The following is a 15,774-nucleotide window of genomic DNA, read 5'->3' on the forward strand; positions in this document are numbered from 1 at the left end:
CGCGGCCCGCCCGGCACGGCGCCCGCGGGGCGTCAGCCCGTGGTCTGGCAGGCGGACCTGGCGCTGCCCTGGAAGGTGACGCAGACCCGCGTACCGCTGCCCAGGTCGCTGCTCGGCCAGGTATGGGTGAGGGCGCGGCCCGAGCGGGTGGCGGTCGCGGTCGACACGAGCCTGCCGTCCAGGAAGAGGGAGACCGTACGGGCCGCGAGTGAGGCGGGCGGGTTGGTCCAGATACCGGTGACGGAGTTGGTCGCGCCCCGGCCCTCGAGCCGGATGCAGACCTGCGGGCCCGAGAAGTCGTGAGTGCACGCGCTGCTGTCGGCTGCCGCGGGCGCGGTGGCGGCCGACAGCGCGGTCCCGGTGAGCAGGAGCACGAGCGCGGCGGGCCCGCCGGCCGCCGGGGCGGCTCTCACGCGTCCGCTCCGGGGGCGCGACCGGCGTGCCGCCCCACCACGACGAGGAAGACGTCCTGGTCGAGGTTCATCACGACCTCGGCGGGTGTGCCCTCGGCGCGCCGCGCGCGGGCGAACTCCTCGGCGGGTCTGCTGCCGCGCGGACCGCCTGCGGGAAACCTCTGGAGCACCGTTCTCGGGGCCGTGCGCGCCCTTGTCACACTTGTCACATCGGTATCCAACGACGCTTCAGGCCGAAGCGTTACGGTGCGCGTTGGTGCGTGAGGTTCGGGCCAAGGGTTTCCGTGGCAGGTAGTTGAGGGGAATCCGCTGGGCCTCGAACAGCGGGCAACGGGCTGAGGAAAAAGGGGGATCGATCCGTGATCGTATGGATCAACGGCGCGTTCGGAGCGGGCAAGACCGCTGTGGCGCGCGAGCTGGTCGACCTGATCCCGAACAGCACCCTGTACGACCCCGGGCTGGTCGGCGAGGAAGTCGGACGGCTGCTCCCCAAGCAGCGGCTCGCCGAGGTCGACGACTACCGGGACCTCCCGATGTGGCGGCGGCTGGTGGTGGACACGGCGGCCGCGCTCCTCGCCGAGGTCGGCGGTGTCCTCGTGGTTCCGGCGACCCTGCTGGCGCAGGACCACCGCGACGAGATGTTCGGCGCGCTCGCGGCGCGTCGCATACCCGTTCGGCATGTGCTCCTGACAACTGACGAAACGATCCTGCGGGAGCGGCTCGCGGAGCGCGGGGACGGCCTCGGCGAACCGGGCGTCGCGGAGCGCACCGACGGCTGGTGCTCCGCGCACCTCGCGGCGTACCGCGCGGCCCTGGACGGCTGGCTGCGGCAGGACGCGCACGTCCTCGACACCACAGGTCTCGCCCCGCGCCAGGTGGCCGCGCTGCTGGCGGACGCCGTGCACAGCGGCGCGGCGCCCGTGCGCGACATCGTGATGACGCCGGAGCCGACCGGGGAGACCCTCGCGGCCGGCGTGCTGCTGTTCGACGAGGCGGGGCGGGTGCTGCTCGTCGACCCGACGTACAAGCCGGGCTGGGAGTTCCCCGGCGGCGTCGTGGAGCGCGGGGAGGCGCCGGCGCGGGCCGGCATCCGCGAGGTCGCGGAGGAGACCGGCGTCGAACTCGCCGAGGTGCCGCGGCTGCTGGTGGTGGACTGGGAGCCGCCTGACCCGCCGCGCTACGGCGGCCTGCGCCTGCTGTTCGACGGCGGCCTGCTGCCCGCCGCGGCGCGCATCCTGCTGCCGGGCTCGGAGCTGCGGGACTGGCGCTTCGTCACGGAGGCTGAGGCGGCGGACCTGCTGCCCCCCGTCCGCTTCGCCCGCCTCCGCTGGGCGCTGCGGGCCCGGGAGCGGGGCGCGGTGCTCAACCTGGAGGCGGGGGTACCGGTCGGCTGAGCGCGGGGCGCGTGCCAACTTCCCAGCCTCCGGTCCCGGCCTCCGGTCCCGGCCTCCGGTCCCGGCCTCCGGTCCCGGCCTCCGGCCCCGGCCTCCGGGCCCGCCCCGGTCCGCCCCGGTCCGCCCGCGTCGCCGCACGGGGCGGGCGCCGTCGCCCGGAGAGCCGGGACGTGGTCCGTACGACCGCGCGTCGGTCCCCGGCCCCGGCGACGCGGTCGGCGAGCCGGTAGCCGCTCCGCTCCGTGGCGAGGCCGAAGGGCACGGTGCGCACGGTGCGCCCGGTCGCCGCACGGATGTCGGCCGCGAGGGAGTCGAGGGCCTCAGGGCGCCGCGCGACCAGGACGACGTCCGCGCCGCGTCGTGCGAGACGCCGGGCGGACTCGGCGCCGAGACCGGAGCTTGCTCCGGTGACGAGCCCGGTCGTTCCTGCGTACTGCACGGGCATCTCCCTCACCGTGCGGTGACGCGCGAAGGCATCACCGCGCGGGCGGGGCGGCGCAGGGGCGGAGCCGGAATGTATGAACCTCTCACGTCGTCGTGGGATGGCGATGTGAGGGAGTGCTACATGGGCGAGGCGGCTCTGTGACGGCAGACAAGCGCGGCTACCACCATGGCGATCTCCGCCGGGCGCTGCTCCGGGCGACCGTGGAGCTCGCGCGCGAGCGCGGGGCGCGCGGTTTCAGCGCGTCCGAGGCCGCGCGGCGCGTCGGCGTGCCCATCTCCGCCCCGTACCGGCACTTCGCCGACAGGGACGCCATGCTTGCCGCGGCGGCGCCGGCGGGCTTCCGCGATCTGGAGAGCAGGTTCGCCGAGCTTCCCTGCGCCCCGGCCTTCGGTGACTGGACGGCGCAGATCGCGGTGGCGTACCTGCGGTTCGCGCAGGAGGACCCGGCCCGCTTCGAGGTGATGTTCGCTGGCGGCTTCGACAAGTCCGCGCACGATGACCTGACGCGGCAGGCCAACCGCATCCAGGAGCGACTCGAAGCGGCGCTCGGGCCGTAGTTCACGGACAGACGGTCGTCGGTGACCGGCCGGGCCGCTGAACTCCGGTCGCTCGCACACGGTGTGGCCACCCTCGCCGTCGAGGGAGGCCTGGGGCACGCCCTTTCCGACCGGCGCTTCGACCAGGTCGCGGAGAGTGCCGCGCGGGCCTGGCCGGTCGGTGTGAGCGGCTGCTCCTGAGCCAGTGCCCGGACGGGCGGAGCACCTGGTGCGGACATCCGTACGGGGCCCGGTCCTGACCGGCTTCCCCGACAGCATCACCGGTCGGGGACTCGAAGGAGCGCCTTGCTGCGGCCGCCCGGCCGTCCGCCGCCGGGTGCCGTGGGGCGGGCGGCGGCCGGGGGCGTGGGCGCGGGCCGCGCCGGCCGTCGGCCGGGGCGGGGAGCCGGGGGTCAGGCGTGGCGAGCGGCCGCGTAGTTGCGGAGGAAGTGGGCCTCGGCGACGGAGAGGCGGCGGAGCTCCTCGGGGTCGACGCTCTCGTTGACGGCGTGGATGCGCGCCTCCGGCTCGCTCAGGCCGATGAGCAGGATCTCCGCCTCGGGGTACAGGCCCGCGAGGGTGTTGGTCAGGGGGATCGAACCTCCCTGGCCCGCCGTCTGCATCTCCTCGCCCGGGTAGGCCACCGCCATCGCCTCGGCCATCGCGCCGTACGCGGCGCTCGACGTGTCCGCGCGGAACGCCTGGCCCTGTCCCATGTCCTCGATCTCGACCCGCGCGCCCCACGGCACATGCCGCTCGATGTGCGCCGCCAGCAGCTTCTTCGCCTCGACGGCGTCCTGGCCGGGCGGCACCCGCAGGCTCAGCAGGGCGCGCGCGGTGGCCTGGACGGACGGCGTGGCGCCGACCACCGGCGGGCAGTCGATGCCGAGGACCGTGATCGCGGGCCGCGCCCAGATCCGGTCGCCGACCGAGCCGGAGCCGATCAGCCCCACGCCGTCGAGCACCCCCGCGTCGGACCTGAAGTCGTCCTCCTCGTACGTGACGCCCTGCCAGACCGCGTCCGCCGCGAGCCCGTCGACGGTGGTCGAGCCGTCCTCGGCGCGCAGCGAGTCGAGCACCCGCACGAGCGCGGCGAGCGCGTCCGGCGCCGCACCGCCGAACTGGCCCGAGTGCAGGTTGCCCGCCAGCGTGTCGACGCGGACGGCCAGCATGGCCATGCCCCGCAGAGTGGAGGTGACCGTGGGCACTCCGGCGCGGAAGTTGCCGGTGTCGCCGATCACGACGGCGTCGGCGGCGAGGAGACCGGGGTGTGCCTCCGCGTACTCCTCGAGCCCGCTCGTGCCCTGCTCCTCCGAGCCCTCCGCGATGAACTTCACCGTCACCGGCACGCCGCCGTCCGCCTTGAGCGCGCGGAGTGCGAGCAGGTGCATCAGCACGCCGCCCTTGCAGTCGGCCGCGCCGCGCCCGTACCAGCGCCCGTCCCGCTCCGTCAGCTCGAACGGCGGCGACACCCACGCCGCCTCGTCCAGCGGCGGCTGCACGTCATAGTGCGCGTACAGCAGCACGGTCGGCGCGCCCTCGGGCCCGGCGAGCCTGCCGTACACCGACTGGGTGCCGTCCGGCGTGTCGAGCAGCGCCACGTCCTCGAAGCCCTCGGCGCGCAGCGCGTCCGCGATCCAGCCGGCCGCGGCCTCGCACTCGCTCCTGGGGTACTGGGCGGGGTCGGCGACCGAGGCGAACGCGACCAGTTCCGCCAGTTCCGTCTTCGCCCTCGGCATGAGGGAGGCGACCGTGTGTGCGAGGGGGTCGTGGTCCGGCATCCGAACCGTGGTCATGGGCACGCTCCTGGGAGATGGCACGTTGTACTGGTGGCTGCGGTCCGTTCACATGGGCCGATGGCAGGATGATCCTCCCACAGCGGGGCAGGAGACCCCGCGCCGTAGGATGCCGTTCGACAACAGAGCAACACGCCGAGTCGGGAGCAGAAGCACACCGTGAGCAGCGATAACGCAGACGCCGGCCTGGGAAGCGACGAGCCGGTGTGGGATGTCGTCGTGGTCGGCGCAGGACCCGCCGGAGCCTCCGCGGCGTACGCCGCCGCGGTCGCCGGCCGCCGGGTGCTGCTCCTGGAGAAGGCGGAGCTTCCCCGCTACAAGACCTGTGGCGGCGGAATCATCGGACCTTCGCGCGACGCCCTGCCTCCCGGCTTCGAACTGTCGTTCAAGGACCGGGTCAGCGCGGTGACGTTCTCGCTGAACGGCAGGCTGACCAGGACCCGCCGCTCCAAGCGGATGCTGTTCGGCCTCATCAACCGGCCCGAGTTCGACGCGAGCCTCGTCGAGTACGCCCAGAAGGCGGGCGCCGTCCTGCGCACGGGGGCCACGGTCTCCCGTGTCGAGCAGCACGGCCCCGCCGTGCCCGACCGGCGCACGGTCGCGGTGGTCCTCGCGGACGGCGAGACCGTACTCGCCCACGCGGTGGTCGGCGCTGACGGCAGCGCGAGCCGGATAGGCGCGCACGTCGGTGTGAAGCTCGACCAGGTCGACCTGGGGCTGGAGTCCGAGATCCCGGTGCCGCCCACGGTCGCGGAGGACTGGAAGGGCCGCATCCACCTCGACTGGGGGCCGCTGCCCGGCAGTTACGGCTGGGTCTTCCCCAAGGGCGACACGCTGACGGTCGGTGTGATCTCGGCGCGCGGCGAGGGCGCCGCCACCAAGCGGTATCTGGAGGACTTCGTGGCCAGGCTCGGGCTCGCCGGGTTCGAGCCCGCGGTCTCCTCCGGCCACCTGACCCGGTGCCGTACCGACGACTCACCGCTCTCCCGCGGCCGGGTCCTGGTCTGCGGCGACGCCGCCGGGCTGCTGGAGCCGTGGACCCGGGAGGGCATCTCCTTCGCGCTGCGCTCCGGCCGCCTCGCGGGGGAGTGGGCCGTGCGGATCGCGGAGGCCCACGACGCGGTCGACGCGCGCCGGCAGGCGCTCAACTACGCCTTCGCCATCAAGGCGGGGCTCGGTGTCGAGATGGCGGTCGGGCGGCGGATGCTGTCCGTCTTCGCGCGCCGTCCCGCCGTGATCCACGGCGCGGTCACCTCACTGCGGCCTGCCTGGAACGCTTTCGCGGACGTCGTGCGCGGCTCGACCACGCTGGCCGGTCTCGTCAGGACCCATCCGCTCGCGCGCCGCGCCCTCAACCTCCTCGACCGGCGGCAGGAGTCGGGGAGCACCACGGACGCCGTCGTACCGCCCGAGCCCGGCGACGGCGACGCCGGGGTGATCGGCGTCCACGAGGCGGAACACCGCAGGGCCGGCTCGCCTGAGTGACCCCGCGCGCCGGCGCCCCGCCGGCCGCGCCCGCGCCGCCCGGCGCCCTGGGCACGGTCCGCGCCGCCCGGAGGCGCCGTGGTACGCCCACGGCCCGTGCGTGCCGGGGGGACCGGCGCAGCCCGGCGGGCGACCGCGCACACCGCCGGGCCCTGCACATACCTGAGCTCCCTCGCCGTGGGTACCGGGGAGGGGGCGCCCGGCTGCTGCCCGGCGCGGGGCGGCCGGGTCGCGGTGCGGGCGGTGGTCTGCGGGGGGCGTGCCCCCGGGGAGCACGGAGGAGTGCGCCGGGCGCCGGGCGCCGGGCGCCGGGCCGCCGCACGCCGACCGCTCCGCGGGCGGCTCGGCGAGACCGCGGTGGCCGCGTGGATCCTCGTGCTGCCCGCCGCCGACGAGCTGCTGCGCGCGCGCCGCGAGCCGTGGGCGCGAACGCGGGAACCGGGCCGCGGCCGAGGCGCCTGGGCGGGACGAGGAACGGCGGCGCGTCGCTCAGCAGCCGCACGACGTGCTCGCCCACTCGGTCCCCGTGATCAAGGTGCAGGCCGGGACGGGGTCCGCGCTGCTCGACACCCCCGCGCCAGCCGCTCAGGTGCCCGACGGCTCCCGCGCGCCCGCGCCGCGCGCCACGTGGCCGAGGAGCGCGGCGAGCGCCGCGAGGAGGCTGACCGTGGTCAGGGCGACGGGCATCGAAAGCCAGTCCGCCAGGAAGCCGATGGCGGGAGGGCCGATCAGCATGCCGCCGTACCCGAAGGTCGAGGCGAGGGCGACACCGTTCGGGCCCGCGAGCGCGCCCGCCCGCCCGATGGCGACGGGGAAGATGTTGGCGAGCCCGAGCCCCATCACCACGAACCCCGCGAACACCAGCCAGGTGGTGGGCGCGAGCGCGCCCACCAGCATCCCGGCGGCCGCGGTGAGGCCGCCGACGACGAGCACGCCCGTCTGCCCGAAACGCTCCTGCACCGCGGTCCCCGACAGTCTGCCGAGCGTCATGGCGAGCGCGAAGGCCGAGTAGCCGAGCGCCGCGACGCCGGGCGCTGCGCCCAGGTCCTGCGACAGGTGCAGCGCGCTCCAGTCGGCCATCGACCCCTCCCCGTACGCCGTGCAGCAGGCGATCACGCCGAACAGTGCCACGGCGCCGCCCGCCCCGGCCCGCGCCGCCGTGCCCGGCCCCCGGCCTGACCCCGTGCGCGCGGCGCCGGGCGTCCCGGATCCCGGCTGCCGCGCGGGCTCCGGTGGGGTGGGCTCCGGGCCGCGCAGCAGGAACGGCGCGACGACCGCCGTCGTCACCAGGCCGACCGCGGCGAGCGCGCCGAGGTGCACGGCGGGGGAGAGGCGGCTCGCGACGAGCCCGCCCAGCGCGGCGCCGAGCATGCCGCCGAGGCTGTAGACCGCGTGGAAGCTGGAGATGACGGGCCGCCGCAGCGCCGCGACCAGGTCCACGGCCACCGCGTTCATCGCGACGTTCTGCCCGCCGTAGCCGATGCCGAAGACCACCAGGACCAGGCCGAGGGAGAGCGCTGAGTGGGTGTGCGCGGGCAGTGCGACGGAGAGGGAGAGGAGAGTCGCGCAGCCGACCGTCACCGGCCGCGCGCCGAAGATCCGGCACAGCCGGCCCGTGACCACCATCGTCACCACCGCGCCCGCCGACACCCCGAGCAGGGCCAGGCCGAGTGCGCTCGCCGAGGCGTTCGTCTGCGCCTTCACCGCGGGGATGCGCACCACCCAGCCCGCGAAGACGAAGCCGTCGAGGCCGAAGAAGAGGGTCACGGCCACCCGCAGCACGGCGAGGTGGCGCCGGGCGGCCCCGTCCGCGCGGGCGGCCGGCCCGGAGGCACCCGGGGCGGGTGGAGCGGCGTGCGCCGCCGGTTTGTTTATTTCCGGCACAAAATCAGCATAGGGACCTCCGGGGAAGGTGACAAGGGAACTGACGCCCCGGCGGATCATGGGAGACTCGCCCCATGAACGGCAAGGCGACCCCGACCCGGACGCGGCTCGAACGCGGCAGGAGCGCGCTCGGCCCCGCGCTGGAACTCGTGCACACCGGCCGTGCGCCCACCCGTGCCGTCCTCACCTCCGAACTCGGTGTCACCCGCGCCACCGCGGGCGCGGTCGCCGCGGAACTCGAAGCCCTCGGACTGATCACGGTGGACTCGCGGCCCGGCGCGGGGGCCGGCTCGCAGGGCCGCCCCTCGCACCGGCTGTCCGTGGACGAGACGGGCCCGGTGGCGCTCGCCGCCCAGGTGCACGCGGACGGCCACCGGGTCGCGCTCGTCGGGCTCGGCGGCCGGATCGTCGCCACCGCCGCGGGCCGCGGCGTGGTCGAGGCCGACCCCGAGCAGGTGCTTGGGGAGGCCGTCGCCGCGGGCGAGGCGCTGCTGCGGGAGAGCGGGCGCAGATGCGTGGGCGCGGGCCTCGCCGTGCCGTCGGCGGTCGCGGAGCCCGAGGGCACCGCGCTCAGCCCGCTGCACCTCGCCTGGCCCCCCGGCGCCCCCGTCCGGCGGGTCTTCACCGAGCGGGTGCGGGCGATCGGCGTCGAGGGCCCGGTCTTCACCGGGAACGACGTCAACCTCGCCGCACTCGCCGAGCACCGGCACGGCGCGGGCCGCGGCGCCGGCAACCTGCTCTGCGTCGCCACGGGGCACCGCGGCGTCGGCGGGGCGCTCGTACTCAACGGGCGCCTGCACACCGGGAGTTCAGGGCTCGCCCTGGAAGTCGGCCACCTCATGGTCAACCCCGAGGGCCGCCCCTGCTACTGCGGCGGCCGGGGCTGCCTCGACGTGGAGGCCGACCCGCTCGCCTTCCTCACCGCGGCGGGCCGCGAGCCGGGCCCCGAGACCAACCTGCTCCAGCAGGCCAGCGAGCTGCTGCGCGCGGAACCGGGGGAGCCCGGCGTGCGCACGGCCACCGAGCGGCTGATCGACTGCCTCGGCGCCGGGCTCGCAGGACTGGTCAACATCCTCAACCCCGACCGCATCATCCTCGGCGGCCTGCACCGCGAACTCCTCGCGGCCGACCCGGACCGGCTCAGGGCCGCCGTCGCCGACCGCAGCCTGTGGGGCCGCAGCAGCGTGCCCGTGCTCGCCTGCACGCTGGACCACAACAGCCTGGTGGGCGCCGGAGAGGTGGCCTGGCAGCCGGTGCTCGACGACCCGCTCGCCGCGCTCGGCGCCTGATCCGCGACTGACCCGCGCCCGGCCCCGGCACCCGCGCCCGGTCACCCGCCGTGACCGGTTCCGGCTGCTTCCACCGGGTGACGGCAGGCCGACGTACCCCCCTGCCCCGATGGACACGGCGAACACACGGGCAGGGGGGGAACACACCGCACACACCGGCACGGCACGGCGGCGGCCCGGCCCCTGGACCGTCTTCGCGCCCCCGGTCCTGACCGCCTGCTCGCGGCCGTCCTCAGCCTCGTACGGCGGGCCCTGCACGCGGGGCGCGCCGTGGGGGCCCGGGGCCCGGAGTGCCGCAGGGCGCGCGACGGCTGCGACGTGCGGTCCCGACCGCGGTCGTCGGCCAGGGGCCGCGGGCGGCGAGATCGACCAGGACGAGTACCGGCGCGGGCTCTCCGTTACCGGCGCGGGCTCTCCGCGCCGGACGAGCAGTTCGGCGGCGGGACGGGGAAGCCCGGCACCCCGTGACGACGGGCGGGCACGGCCGCGCGGCACCCGCCGCGCGCCCGTGCCCGCCCGTCCGGTCAGCCCATGATGGCCGAGCGCGCGGTGGCGTGCCCGTATTCGAGCACCACTCCTTCGAGGTCGGCGGTGTCGAACGGGCCGTCCGTCGCCGCCCCGTACACCGGCAGGTGCGACGGCGGCGCCGCGGCGCCGGGCGGCGCGGGCAGGGTGAACCAGACGCTCTTGCCGCCCGCGCTCCGGCTCACCCCCCAGCTCTGGCTGACCGCCGCGATCAGCGCGAGACCGCGGCCGCAGGTGTCGTAGGTGGCCGCGTCCGTCAGGTTCGGCATCCGCGGGTCGTGGTCGCTGACGGAGACCGTGAGCCGGTCGAGCAGCAGCTCGACGTCGACGGTGCACCGCTTGTCCGGCTGCGCGTGCCGGTGGACGTTGGTCAGCAGCTCGGTCAGGCCGAGTGCCGCGTGGTCGATCAGAGGGTCGAGGCGCCAGTAGCGCAACTGCGCCGAGATGATTCTGCGGACCTGTCCGATCCGCGACGGCAGGGCATGGAGCTCCACCGTGCAGTGCCTGCTTGGCTGGCTGATCACGGCTGCGACTCCCCGAATTGAGGTCCGGAAGAAGCGTGGTTGTCGCACGGCCGCCGGCTCGCGATCCGGCCGCCGTTCCTGCCCGGCGGGGCTGGTCCGCAGCGTCACCGCCGTTTCACCCTGAGTGAGATGCGACCAGCCTCGCCCAGCGGTGCGCGGACCGCAACTCGCGCGCTCACGGTGAGCTGCCCCCCGGGCGCCTTATGGCTACCCAAAGTGAGCGTTTGGCGGAGTGCTGCGGTTGACTTGGCACCATGGCCGAGCACCGCACCCCACCCGCACCGCACCCGGGCGACGCCCCCGCCGGCGACCCCGCGCCCCCGCACCCCGCCGAGGCCGCACCGGTCACCGGCGCCCCCGGCAGCTCCACCATGGGCGCCGCCGACACCCTCGACGTGGACCGCAGCGACGCCGCGTACCGCACCTGGCTCAAGGAGGCGGTGCGGCGGGTGAAGGCCGACGCCAACCGCTCGGCCGACACCCATCTGCTGCGCTTCCCGCTGCCTTCCGAGTGGGGCATCGACCTGTACCTCAAGGACGAGTCGACCCACCCCACCGGCAGCCTCAAGCACCGCCTCGCACGCTCCCTCTTCCTCTACGGGCTGTGCAACGGCTGGATCCGCCCAGGGCGCCCCGTGATCGAGGCGTCGAGCGGCTCAACCGCCGTGTCCGAGGCGTACTTCGCCAAGCTGATCGGGGTGCCCTTCATCGCCGTCATGCCCCGTACGACCAGCGCGGAGAAGTGCCGGCTCATCGAATTCCACGGCGCCGGCTGCCACTTCGTCGACGACCCGCGCACCATGTACGAGGAGGCCGCACGGCTCGCCGCGGCCCGCGGCGGCCACTACATGGACCAGTTCACCTACGCGGAGCGTGCCACCGACTGGCGCGGCAACAACAACATCGCCGAGTCGATCTACGAGCAACTCCGCCTTGAGCGCCATCCGGAGCCCGCGTGGATCGTCGCGACCGCCGGCACGGGCGGCACCTCCGCGACGATCGCCCGCTATGCCCACTACATGCAGTACGACACCCGGGTGTGCGTGCCCGACCCCGAGAACTCCTGCTTCTTCGACGGCTGGACGCGCGGCGACCCCGGCGCGGCAGGCGAGCGCGGCTCCCGCATCGAGGGCATCGGCAGGCCCCGGATGGAGCCGAGCTTCATCACCGGCGCGGTCGACCGGATGATGAAGGTGCCCGACGCCGCCTCCGTCGCGGCCGTCCGCGTGCTCGAACGGGTCGTGGGCCGCAGGGCGGGCGGCTCCACCGGCACCGGTCTGTGGAGCGCGCTGCGGATCGTCGCCGAGATGATCGCGCGCGGCGAGCAGGGCAGCGTCGTCACCCTCATCTGCGACGCGGGCGACCGCTACCTCGACAAGTACTACTCCGACAGCTGGCTCGCGGAACAGGGCCTCGACATCGCCCCGTACACGGCGACGCTCGACCACTTCCTCCGGCACGGCAGCTGGCCGCGGGAACCGGACGCCTGACGCGCGGCGGCCGGGGCCGGGAATCCCGCGTCAGGGCCGCGGCAGCCGCAGCCGCCGCTCCAGGGCCCGCATCGAGATGAGGAACGTACGGGCCAGGGCCGGGCGCGCCAGCCGCACCAGCGCCCGGTACACCGCCGGGCCGTCCGTCGCCACCGTCCAGCGCACCCGCGTCCCACCGTCCGCCGCCCACAGCCGCCACTCCTCGACCAGCGCCGAGGCGCCGGGGATGTCGGTGCGGTCCGTGCGGTACGCGTACCGGGCGGGGGGCCGGGCGGCGAGCACCGACTCCCAGGTCTGGCCGCCACCGGCCAGCCGCACCTGCCTGCCGTCCGGGGTCCTGGCCACCGCCGCCACCCCCGCGAACCACTCCGGCCAGTCCTCCGTGCGGTCCGCCAGTTCCCGGTAGACCGCCTCCGGCGGTACCCCGAGCTCGGCGCCGAACACCAGGCGCACGCGCGCCGACTCCACGAATTCCAGTCCCACGGGCCGTATGCGCCGGACCATCGACCTCACATCCCACTGTCGGGGCGGACCCGCCGCGCGCCCGGCGGGCGCACGGCGCCCTCACGGGACGGGTTCCACCGGAGCGACCCCTTGAAGCGTCCCACCGGTGGAAAGCCGGGCGGAGAGCCGCACGGAGCCGGTCGCGGGGGCGCGCACCGCGAGGGTCCGTGACCCGGCCCGCGCCCGCACCCCGCCGGACGTGCTGATCGAGGAGACCGCGCGGCTCCCCGCAGCCAGCAGATACCAGTGGCCCGCGGGCGAGCGCCACCGCAGCCCCGCCACCACGTTCTGGCCGAACCTGCCGCACGCGGCGGTGTTCCGCGCCTTCCCCGCGAACGTCCCAGGCGCCGTGTCCGAGGAGGAGGGCTGCTGCACCTGCACCATCACCCGCCCGGGGCCGCTCCACGTGTCGGCGCGCGAGCACACCCAGGTGGCCCGGCCGCGGTGCTCCGGCATGTCCTGCTGTGCGAAGGCCCAGTTGTTGACCGCCTTCACGCCCGCGCCCCGCAACTCGGTCAGGGCGCACGCGGTACGCGCCCAGCTGACGAGCGCGGGGCCCGAGGTGGCCTCGCGCGGCGAGCGCGCGGATACGCCCGCGGCGGGCGGCGGCGTGTAGGTCAGGTGGACGGGCGAGAGGTCGCCCAGGTCGGAGAGGAGGAACGCGTGCCGCTCCGCGATCCGCTGCGACGACCGCAGTTGCAGCACCGGCCAGAGGCCACAGGGGCCGCCGGGCGCCGGGCCCCGCACCGGGTCCGTGACCCCGTCCCCGCCGACCCGCACGGTCCGCGCGGGGGAGTCGGGCCGCAGCAGGTCCCTGCCGGTGGCCTCGGCCACCCAGGGCGCCAGCAGATAGCGCGCCGAGCCCGCCGCGCGGCTCACCACGAGCGCCGCCGCCGTCGTCACGTCGCCGTCGTCCGCCCGTGACACGTCGAGCGCCGCGCCGCCGCCGCCCGACATCGGCTCCGCGTACCGCGCGACCCGGGCGCCGTCGTACAGCAGTACGACCGCAGCCCGGTCCGCGTCCCCCGCGTACAGCAGCTGCGGGGAGCGGTCCGGCGGCGTGGCCGCGGTGCCGGGAGTCGCCGTCACCGCGACCCGCCCGGTCGGGCCGCCGCCCGCCCCGCCCCAGGCCGCGAGCGCACGGCCGACGAGCGCCGTGTCGTGGTCGCGGGCGCCGCGCGCCGGCCACACCGTGAAGTCCATCCGCGACGCGTGCGCCCAGGCGTCGCGGGGAGCCCGGACCACCTGCCGCGGGTCGAGCGCCGCGCCGCTCTCCGCACTGCCCGCGGGCCCCGCCGCAGGCGCGGGCGGATGCGTGCCGCGCGCGGGCAGCACCGCGGCGAGCACGACCCCCGCGGCCGCGCAGGCCACCGCGGCCCCCGCGAGCCGCCGGCCCCCGCCGCGCCGCAGCAGGTCCGTGGGCCGGGTCTGCACCGTGCACGGGTCGAACTCCCCGCTGCCGAGCAGGGTTTCCGCCCTGCCCTGCTGCTCGGCCGCGAGCCGCTCGGCCGTCCGCACCGCATCGTGGGGCGCGGGGGTGCCCGCGGCGGCGAGCAGCTCGGGCACCGCGGCGGGCGGCAGGCCCTCAAGCACCCGCAGGGCGAGTGCGGCGCGCGCCGCCGCGTCGACCGCCGACAGTGCGCGGTCGAGCCCCAGTTCGTCCGTTCCTCCGGCGCGCGGGAACAGCCGCAGGCCCGCCACGAACGGCAGCCCGCAGGCCCGCGCACGCAGCCGTGTGCCCCGCTCCGCCGCCAGCGCGGCGGCGAGCACCCGCCCCCGCACCCAGGCGTACGCCTCGTCCCTGCCGGCCTCGCGCCCGCCGGGGCCGCGGGGCAGCGCCCGCTGCACAACCCGGTGCGCGGCGAGCACCCTGCGGTGGCGGCCCAGCGCGGGCGGCAGGGTCAGATAGGCGAGGCGTACCAGCCGCGGATAGTGCTCCACGAGGACCGCCTCGGCCTCCTCACGGCGGGGAGGGGCGCCCGGGAGAGCCGGTTCGCTGTGCCGTGCCGGCATGGGGCCCGCCTTCCGCACGCGCTCGTGCTGTCGCCTTCGCTGCCACTCGGAAGGTGCAACGAAGGATTCGTGCGAAGGTCGCACCGGGCGGGAACGAGACGTCAGTTCGGCCGTACCCGCAGGAGGTGGTCGACCTCCCGGCCGAACATCAGCCGGCCCGCGTCCGCCGTCACCCCGTCGAACAGCCGGGGCAGCCCCGCGACCCGCAGGTCCTCGGTCCAGGCCACCCGCGCGCCGCCGTCCACCGCGCCGACCCGGATCTCCGCCCAGCCGCGGACGACCCGGCCGCGCTTCTCCAGGCGGCAGCGGCCCGCGCGGCCGTCCGCCGGCGGCTCCCACACCACGACTTCCATCGGGTCGTCGAACCCGGCGGGCCCGAGGGCCGTGCGGGCCGAGACCACCGTGCCCACCCCGGTCGGGCCGGGGGTGCGCACCGCCATCGACGTCAGCGGCACCCGGCGGGCGTGCGCGGGCCAGTCGGTCATCCGCCGCCATGCCTCGTCGACGGCGAGCGGCACCGTGCGCACCACGCGGAAGGCCGTCACCCCTCGGGCCCCTCGCCCGCCGCCCCCGCCACCACCAGGCCGAGCCGCTCCCCGATCTCGTCCCGCGCCGGCCCGGAGAGCCCCGCGTCCGTCACCAGCGTGTCGACCTGGTCCAGCGTCGCGAACGAACTCAGGCCCACCGTGCCCCACTTGGTGTGGTCCGCGACCACCACCACCCGTCTGGCGGCCTGGACGAAGTGCCGGTTGGTCTCCGCCTCCGCGAGGTTGGGCGTCGACAGGCCCGCCTCCACCGAGATGCCGTGCACCCCGAGGAACAGCACGTCGAAGTGGAGCGAGCGGATCGCCTGGTCGGCCACGGGACCCACCAGCGAGTCGGACGGCGTCCGCACACCGCCCGTCAGCACCACCGTCGCGGCGCCCGCCCGGGTGCCGCCCAGCGGCGCCGCGGCGGCACGGGCCGCATGGAACACGTCGGCGACCCGCACCGAGTTGGTCACCACCGTCAGGTCGGGGACGTCCACCAGATGCTGCGCGAGCGCGTACGTCGTGGTGCCGCCCGACAGGGCGATCGCGCTGCCCGCGACCACGAACTCGGCGGCGGCGCGGGCGATGTCCTCCTTCGCGGACAGTTCGAGCGCGGACTTGGCCTCGAACCCCGGTTCGTGGGAGCTCGCGTCGGCGACCGGCACCGCACCGCCGTGCACCTTCGCGACCACGCCCTGCCGCGCGAGGATGTCGAGATCGCGCCGGACCGTCATGTCCGAGACGCGAAGGGTGCGCGTGAGTTCGTTGACCCGGACCCCGCCACGCCTGCGTACCTCGTCCAGAATCAGCGCGCGCCGCTGTTCGGCGAGCAGGTTCCGGCTGTCGCCCACCGCCCGACCCCGTCCTTCCGCTTCCGCTGCGTTGCCCCGCCCGGCCCCGTGGCCCCGGGCGGCACCGGTTCCCCACATCCTCGCACGTGCCGGGC

At 75.9% G+C, this 15,774-nt stretch carries 15 protein-coding genes; 5 read left to right on the top strand and 10 right to left on the bottom strand.

Translation table 11 applies throughout. The annotated features are described in order from the left end of the window. Positions 1-32: 32 nt before the first annotated feature. Both ABEA77_RS06710 and ABEA77_RS06715 read right to left on the bottom strand, forming a co-directional pair. A complete protein-coding gene (locus ABEA77_RS06710) occupies positions 33-413 on the bottom strand; it encodes a hypothetical protein (protein WP_345642551.1) in 381 nt (126 codons plus the stop codon). Next, positions 410-613, bottom strand: coding sequence for a hypothetical protein (locus ABEA77_RS06715; protein ID WP_345642638.1), 204 nt, complete (start codon positions 611-613; stop codon positions 410-412). The genes ABEA77_RS06710 and ABEA77_RS06715 overlap by 4 nt, the downstream gene beginning before the upstream one ends. Before the next feature lie 159 nt (positions 614-772). Here ABEA77_RS06715 and ABEA77_RS06720 point away from each other — a divergent pair, with 159 nt between their 5' ends. Beyond that, a complete protein-coding gene (locus tag ABEA77_RS06720; RefSeq protein ID WP_345642554.1) occupies positions 773-1,807 on the top strand; it encodes an NUDIX domain-containing protein in 1,035 nt (344 codons plus the stop codon). Here ABEA77_RS06720 and ABEA77_RS06725 read toward each other — a convergent pair. Then, on the bottom strand, positions 1,776-2,252 hold the full coding sequence (locus ABEA77_RS06725; RefSeq protein WP_345642556.1) for an SDR family NAD(P)-dependent oxidoreductase: 477 nt from the start codon (positions 2,250-2,252) through the stop codon (positions 1,776-1,778). The genes ABEA77_RS06720 and ABEA77_RS06725 overlap by 32 nt on opposite strands. Positions 2,253-2,389: 137 nt before the next feature. On the opposite strand from ABEA77_RS06725, the gene ABEA77_RS06730 reads away from it, so the two are divergent. Next, positions 2,390-2,809: a TetR/AcrR family transcriptional regulator gene (locus ABEA77_RS06730; protein ID WP_345642558.1), complete on the top strand. Its 420-nt coding sequence runs from the start codon at positions 2,390-2,392 to the stop codon at positions 2,807-2,809. A gap of 392 nt (positions 2,810-3,201) precedes the next feature. Here ABEA77_RS06730 and ABEA77_RS06735 read toward each other — a convergent pair whose 3' ends face one another. Continuing rightward, positions 3,202-4,584 carry a dipeptidase gene (locus ABEA77_RS06735; protein WP_425588212.1) on the bottom strand — a complete coding sequence of 461 codons (1,383 nt, stop codon included), beginning with the start codon at positions 4,582-4,584 and terminating at the stop codon, positions 3,202-3,204. A gap of 159 nt (positions 4,585-4,743) precedes the next feature. On the opposite strand from ABEA77_RS06735, the gene ABEA77_RS06740 reads away from it, so the two are divergent. Continuing rightward, a complete protein-coding gene (locus tag ABEA77_RS06740) occupies positions 4,744-6,069 on the top strand; it encodes a geranylgeranyl reductase family protein (RefSeq protein WP_345642560.1) in 1,326 nt (441 codons plus the stop codon). A 585-nt stretch (positions 6,070-6,654) separates the two neighbouring features. Here the strand turns inward: ABEA77_RS06740 and ABEA77_RS06745 are convergent. Next, positions 6,655-7,953 carry an MFS transporter gene (locus ABEA77_RS06745; RefSeq protein ID WP_425588213.1) on the bottom strand — a complete coding sequence of 433 codons (1,299 nt, stop codon included), beginning with the start codon at positions 7,951-7,953 and terminating at the stop codon, positions 6,655-6,657. 74 nt (positions 7,954-8,027) lie between these two features. Between ABEA77_RS06745 and ABEA77_RS06750 the strand changes: the two genes are divergently transcribed. Then, positions 8,028-9,242, top strand: a complete 1,215-nt coding sequence (locus ABEA77_RS06750) for an ROK family protein (RefSeq protein ID WP_345642563.1) — start codon at positions 8,028-8,030, stop codon at positions 9,240-9,242. A 524-nt stretch (positions 9,243-9,766) separates the two neighbouring features. Here ABEA77_RS06750 and ABEA77_RS06755 read toward each other — a convergent pair. Beyond that, on the bottom strand, positions 9,767-10,291 hold the full coding sequence (locus ABEA77_RS06755) for an ATP-binding protein (protein ID WP_345642566.1): 525 nt from the start codon (positions 10,289-10,291) through the stop codon (positions 9,767-9,769). A 371-nt stretch (positions 10,292-10,662) separates the two neighbouring features. Between ABEA77_RS06755 and ABEA77_RS06760 the strand changes: the two genes are divergently transcribed. After that, entirely contained in the window at positions 10,663-11,781 is a 1,119-nt protein-coding gene (locus tag ABEA77_RS06760) for a PLP-dependent cysteine synthase family protein (RefSeq protein ID WP_345642643.1), read from the top strand. 30 nt (positions 11,782-11,811) lie between these two features. Here the strand turns inward: ABEA77_RS06760 and ABEA77_RS06765 are convergent, their stop codons facing one another. The 4 genes from ABEA77_RS06765 to ABEA77_RS06780 form a co-directional block, all read right to left on the bottom strand. Beyond that, positions 11,812-12,264 carry an SRPBCC family protein gene (locus ABEA77_RS06765; protein ID WP_345642568.1) on the bottom strand — a complete coding sequence of 151 codons (453 nt, stop codon included), beginning with the start codon at positions 12,262-12,264 and terminating at the stop codon, positions 11,812-11,814. An 81-nt stretch (positions 12,265-12,345) separates the two neighbouring features. Beyond that, entirely contained in the window at positions 12,346-14,298 is a 1,953-nt protein-coding gene (locus tag ABEA77_RS06770) for a hypothetical protein (protein WP_345642569.1), read from the bottom strand. A 101-nt stretch (positions 14,299-14,399) separates the two neighbouring features. Continuing rightward, positions 14,400-14,843: an SRPBCC family protein gene (locus tag ABEA77_RS06775; RefSeq protein WP_345642572.1), complete on the bottom strand. Its 444-nt coding sequence runs from the start codon at positions 14,841-14,843 to the stop codon at positions 14,400-14,402. After that, complete coding sequence (locus ABEA77_RS06780; protein WP_345642574.1) at positions 14,840-15,679, bottom strand: DeoR/GlpR family DNA-binding transcription regulator; 840 nt, start codon at positions 15,677-15,679, stop codon at positions 14,840-14,842. Before ABEA77_RS06780 ends, ABEA77_RS06775 begins: the two co-directional genes overlap by 4 nt. Between the last annotated feature and the right edge of the window lie 95 nt (positions 15,680-15,774).

Origin of the sequence: Streptomyces tremellae, from assembly GCF_039540215.1 — a bacterium.
In the GTDB taxonomy this organism is placed as follows: domain Bacteria; phylum Actinomycetota; class Actinomycetes; order Streptomycetales; family Streptomycetaceae; genus Streptomyces; species Streptomyces tremellae.

Bases quoted from the DNA above. Each gene is read 5' to 3' on its own strand.
- ABEA77_RS06725 (WP_345642556.1), bottom strand. From the start codon at position 2,252: ATGCCCGTGCAGTACGCAGGAACGACCGGGCTCGTCACCGGAGCAAGC.
- ABEA77_RS06735 (WP_425588212.1), bottom strand. From the start codon at position 4,584: ATGACCACGGTTCGGATGCCGGACCACGACCCCCTCGCACACACGGTC.
- ABEA77_RS06750 (WP_345642563.1), top strand. From the start codon at position 8,028: ATGAACGGCAAGGCGACCCCGACCCGGACGCGGCTCGAACGCGGCAGG.
- ABEA77_RS06760 (WP_345642643.1), top strand. From the start codon at position 10,663: ATGGGCGCCGCCGACACCCTCGACGTGGACCGCAGCGACGCCGCGTAC.
- ABEA77_RS06770 (WP_345642569.1), bottom strand. From the start codon at position 14,298: ATGCCGGCACGGCACAGCGAACCGGCTCTCCCGGGCGCCCCTCCCCGC.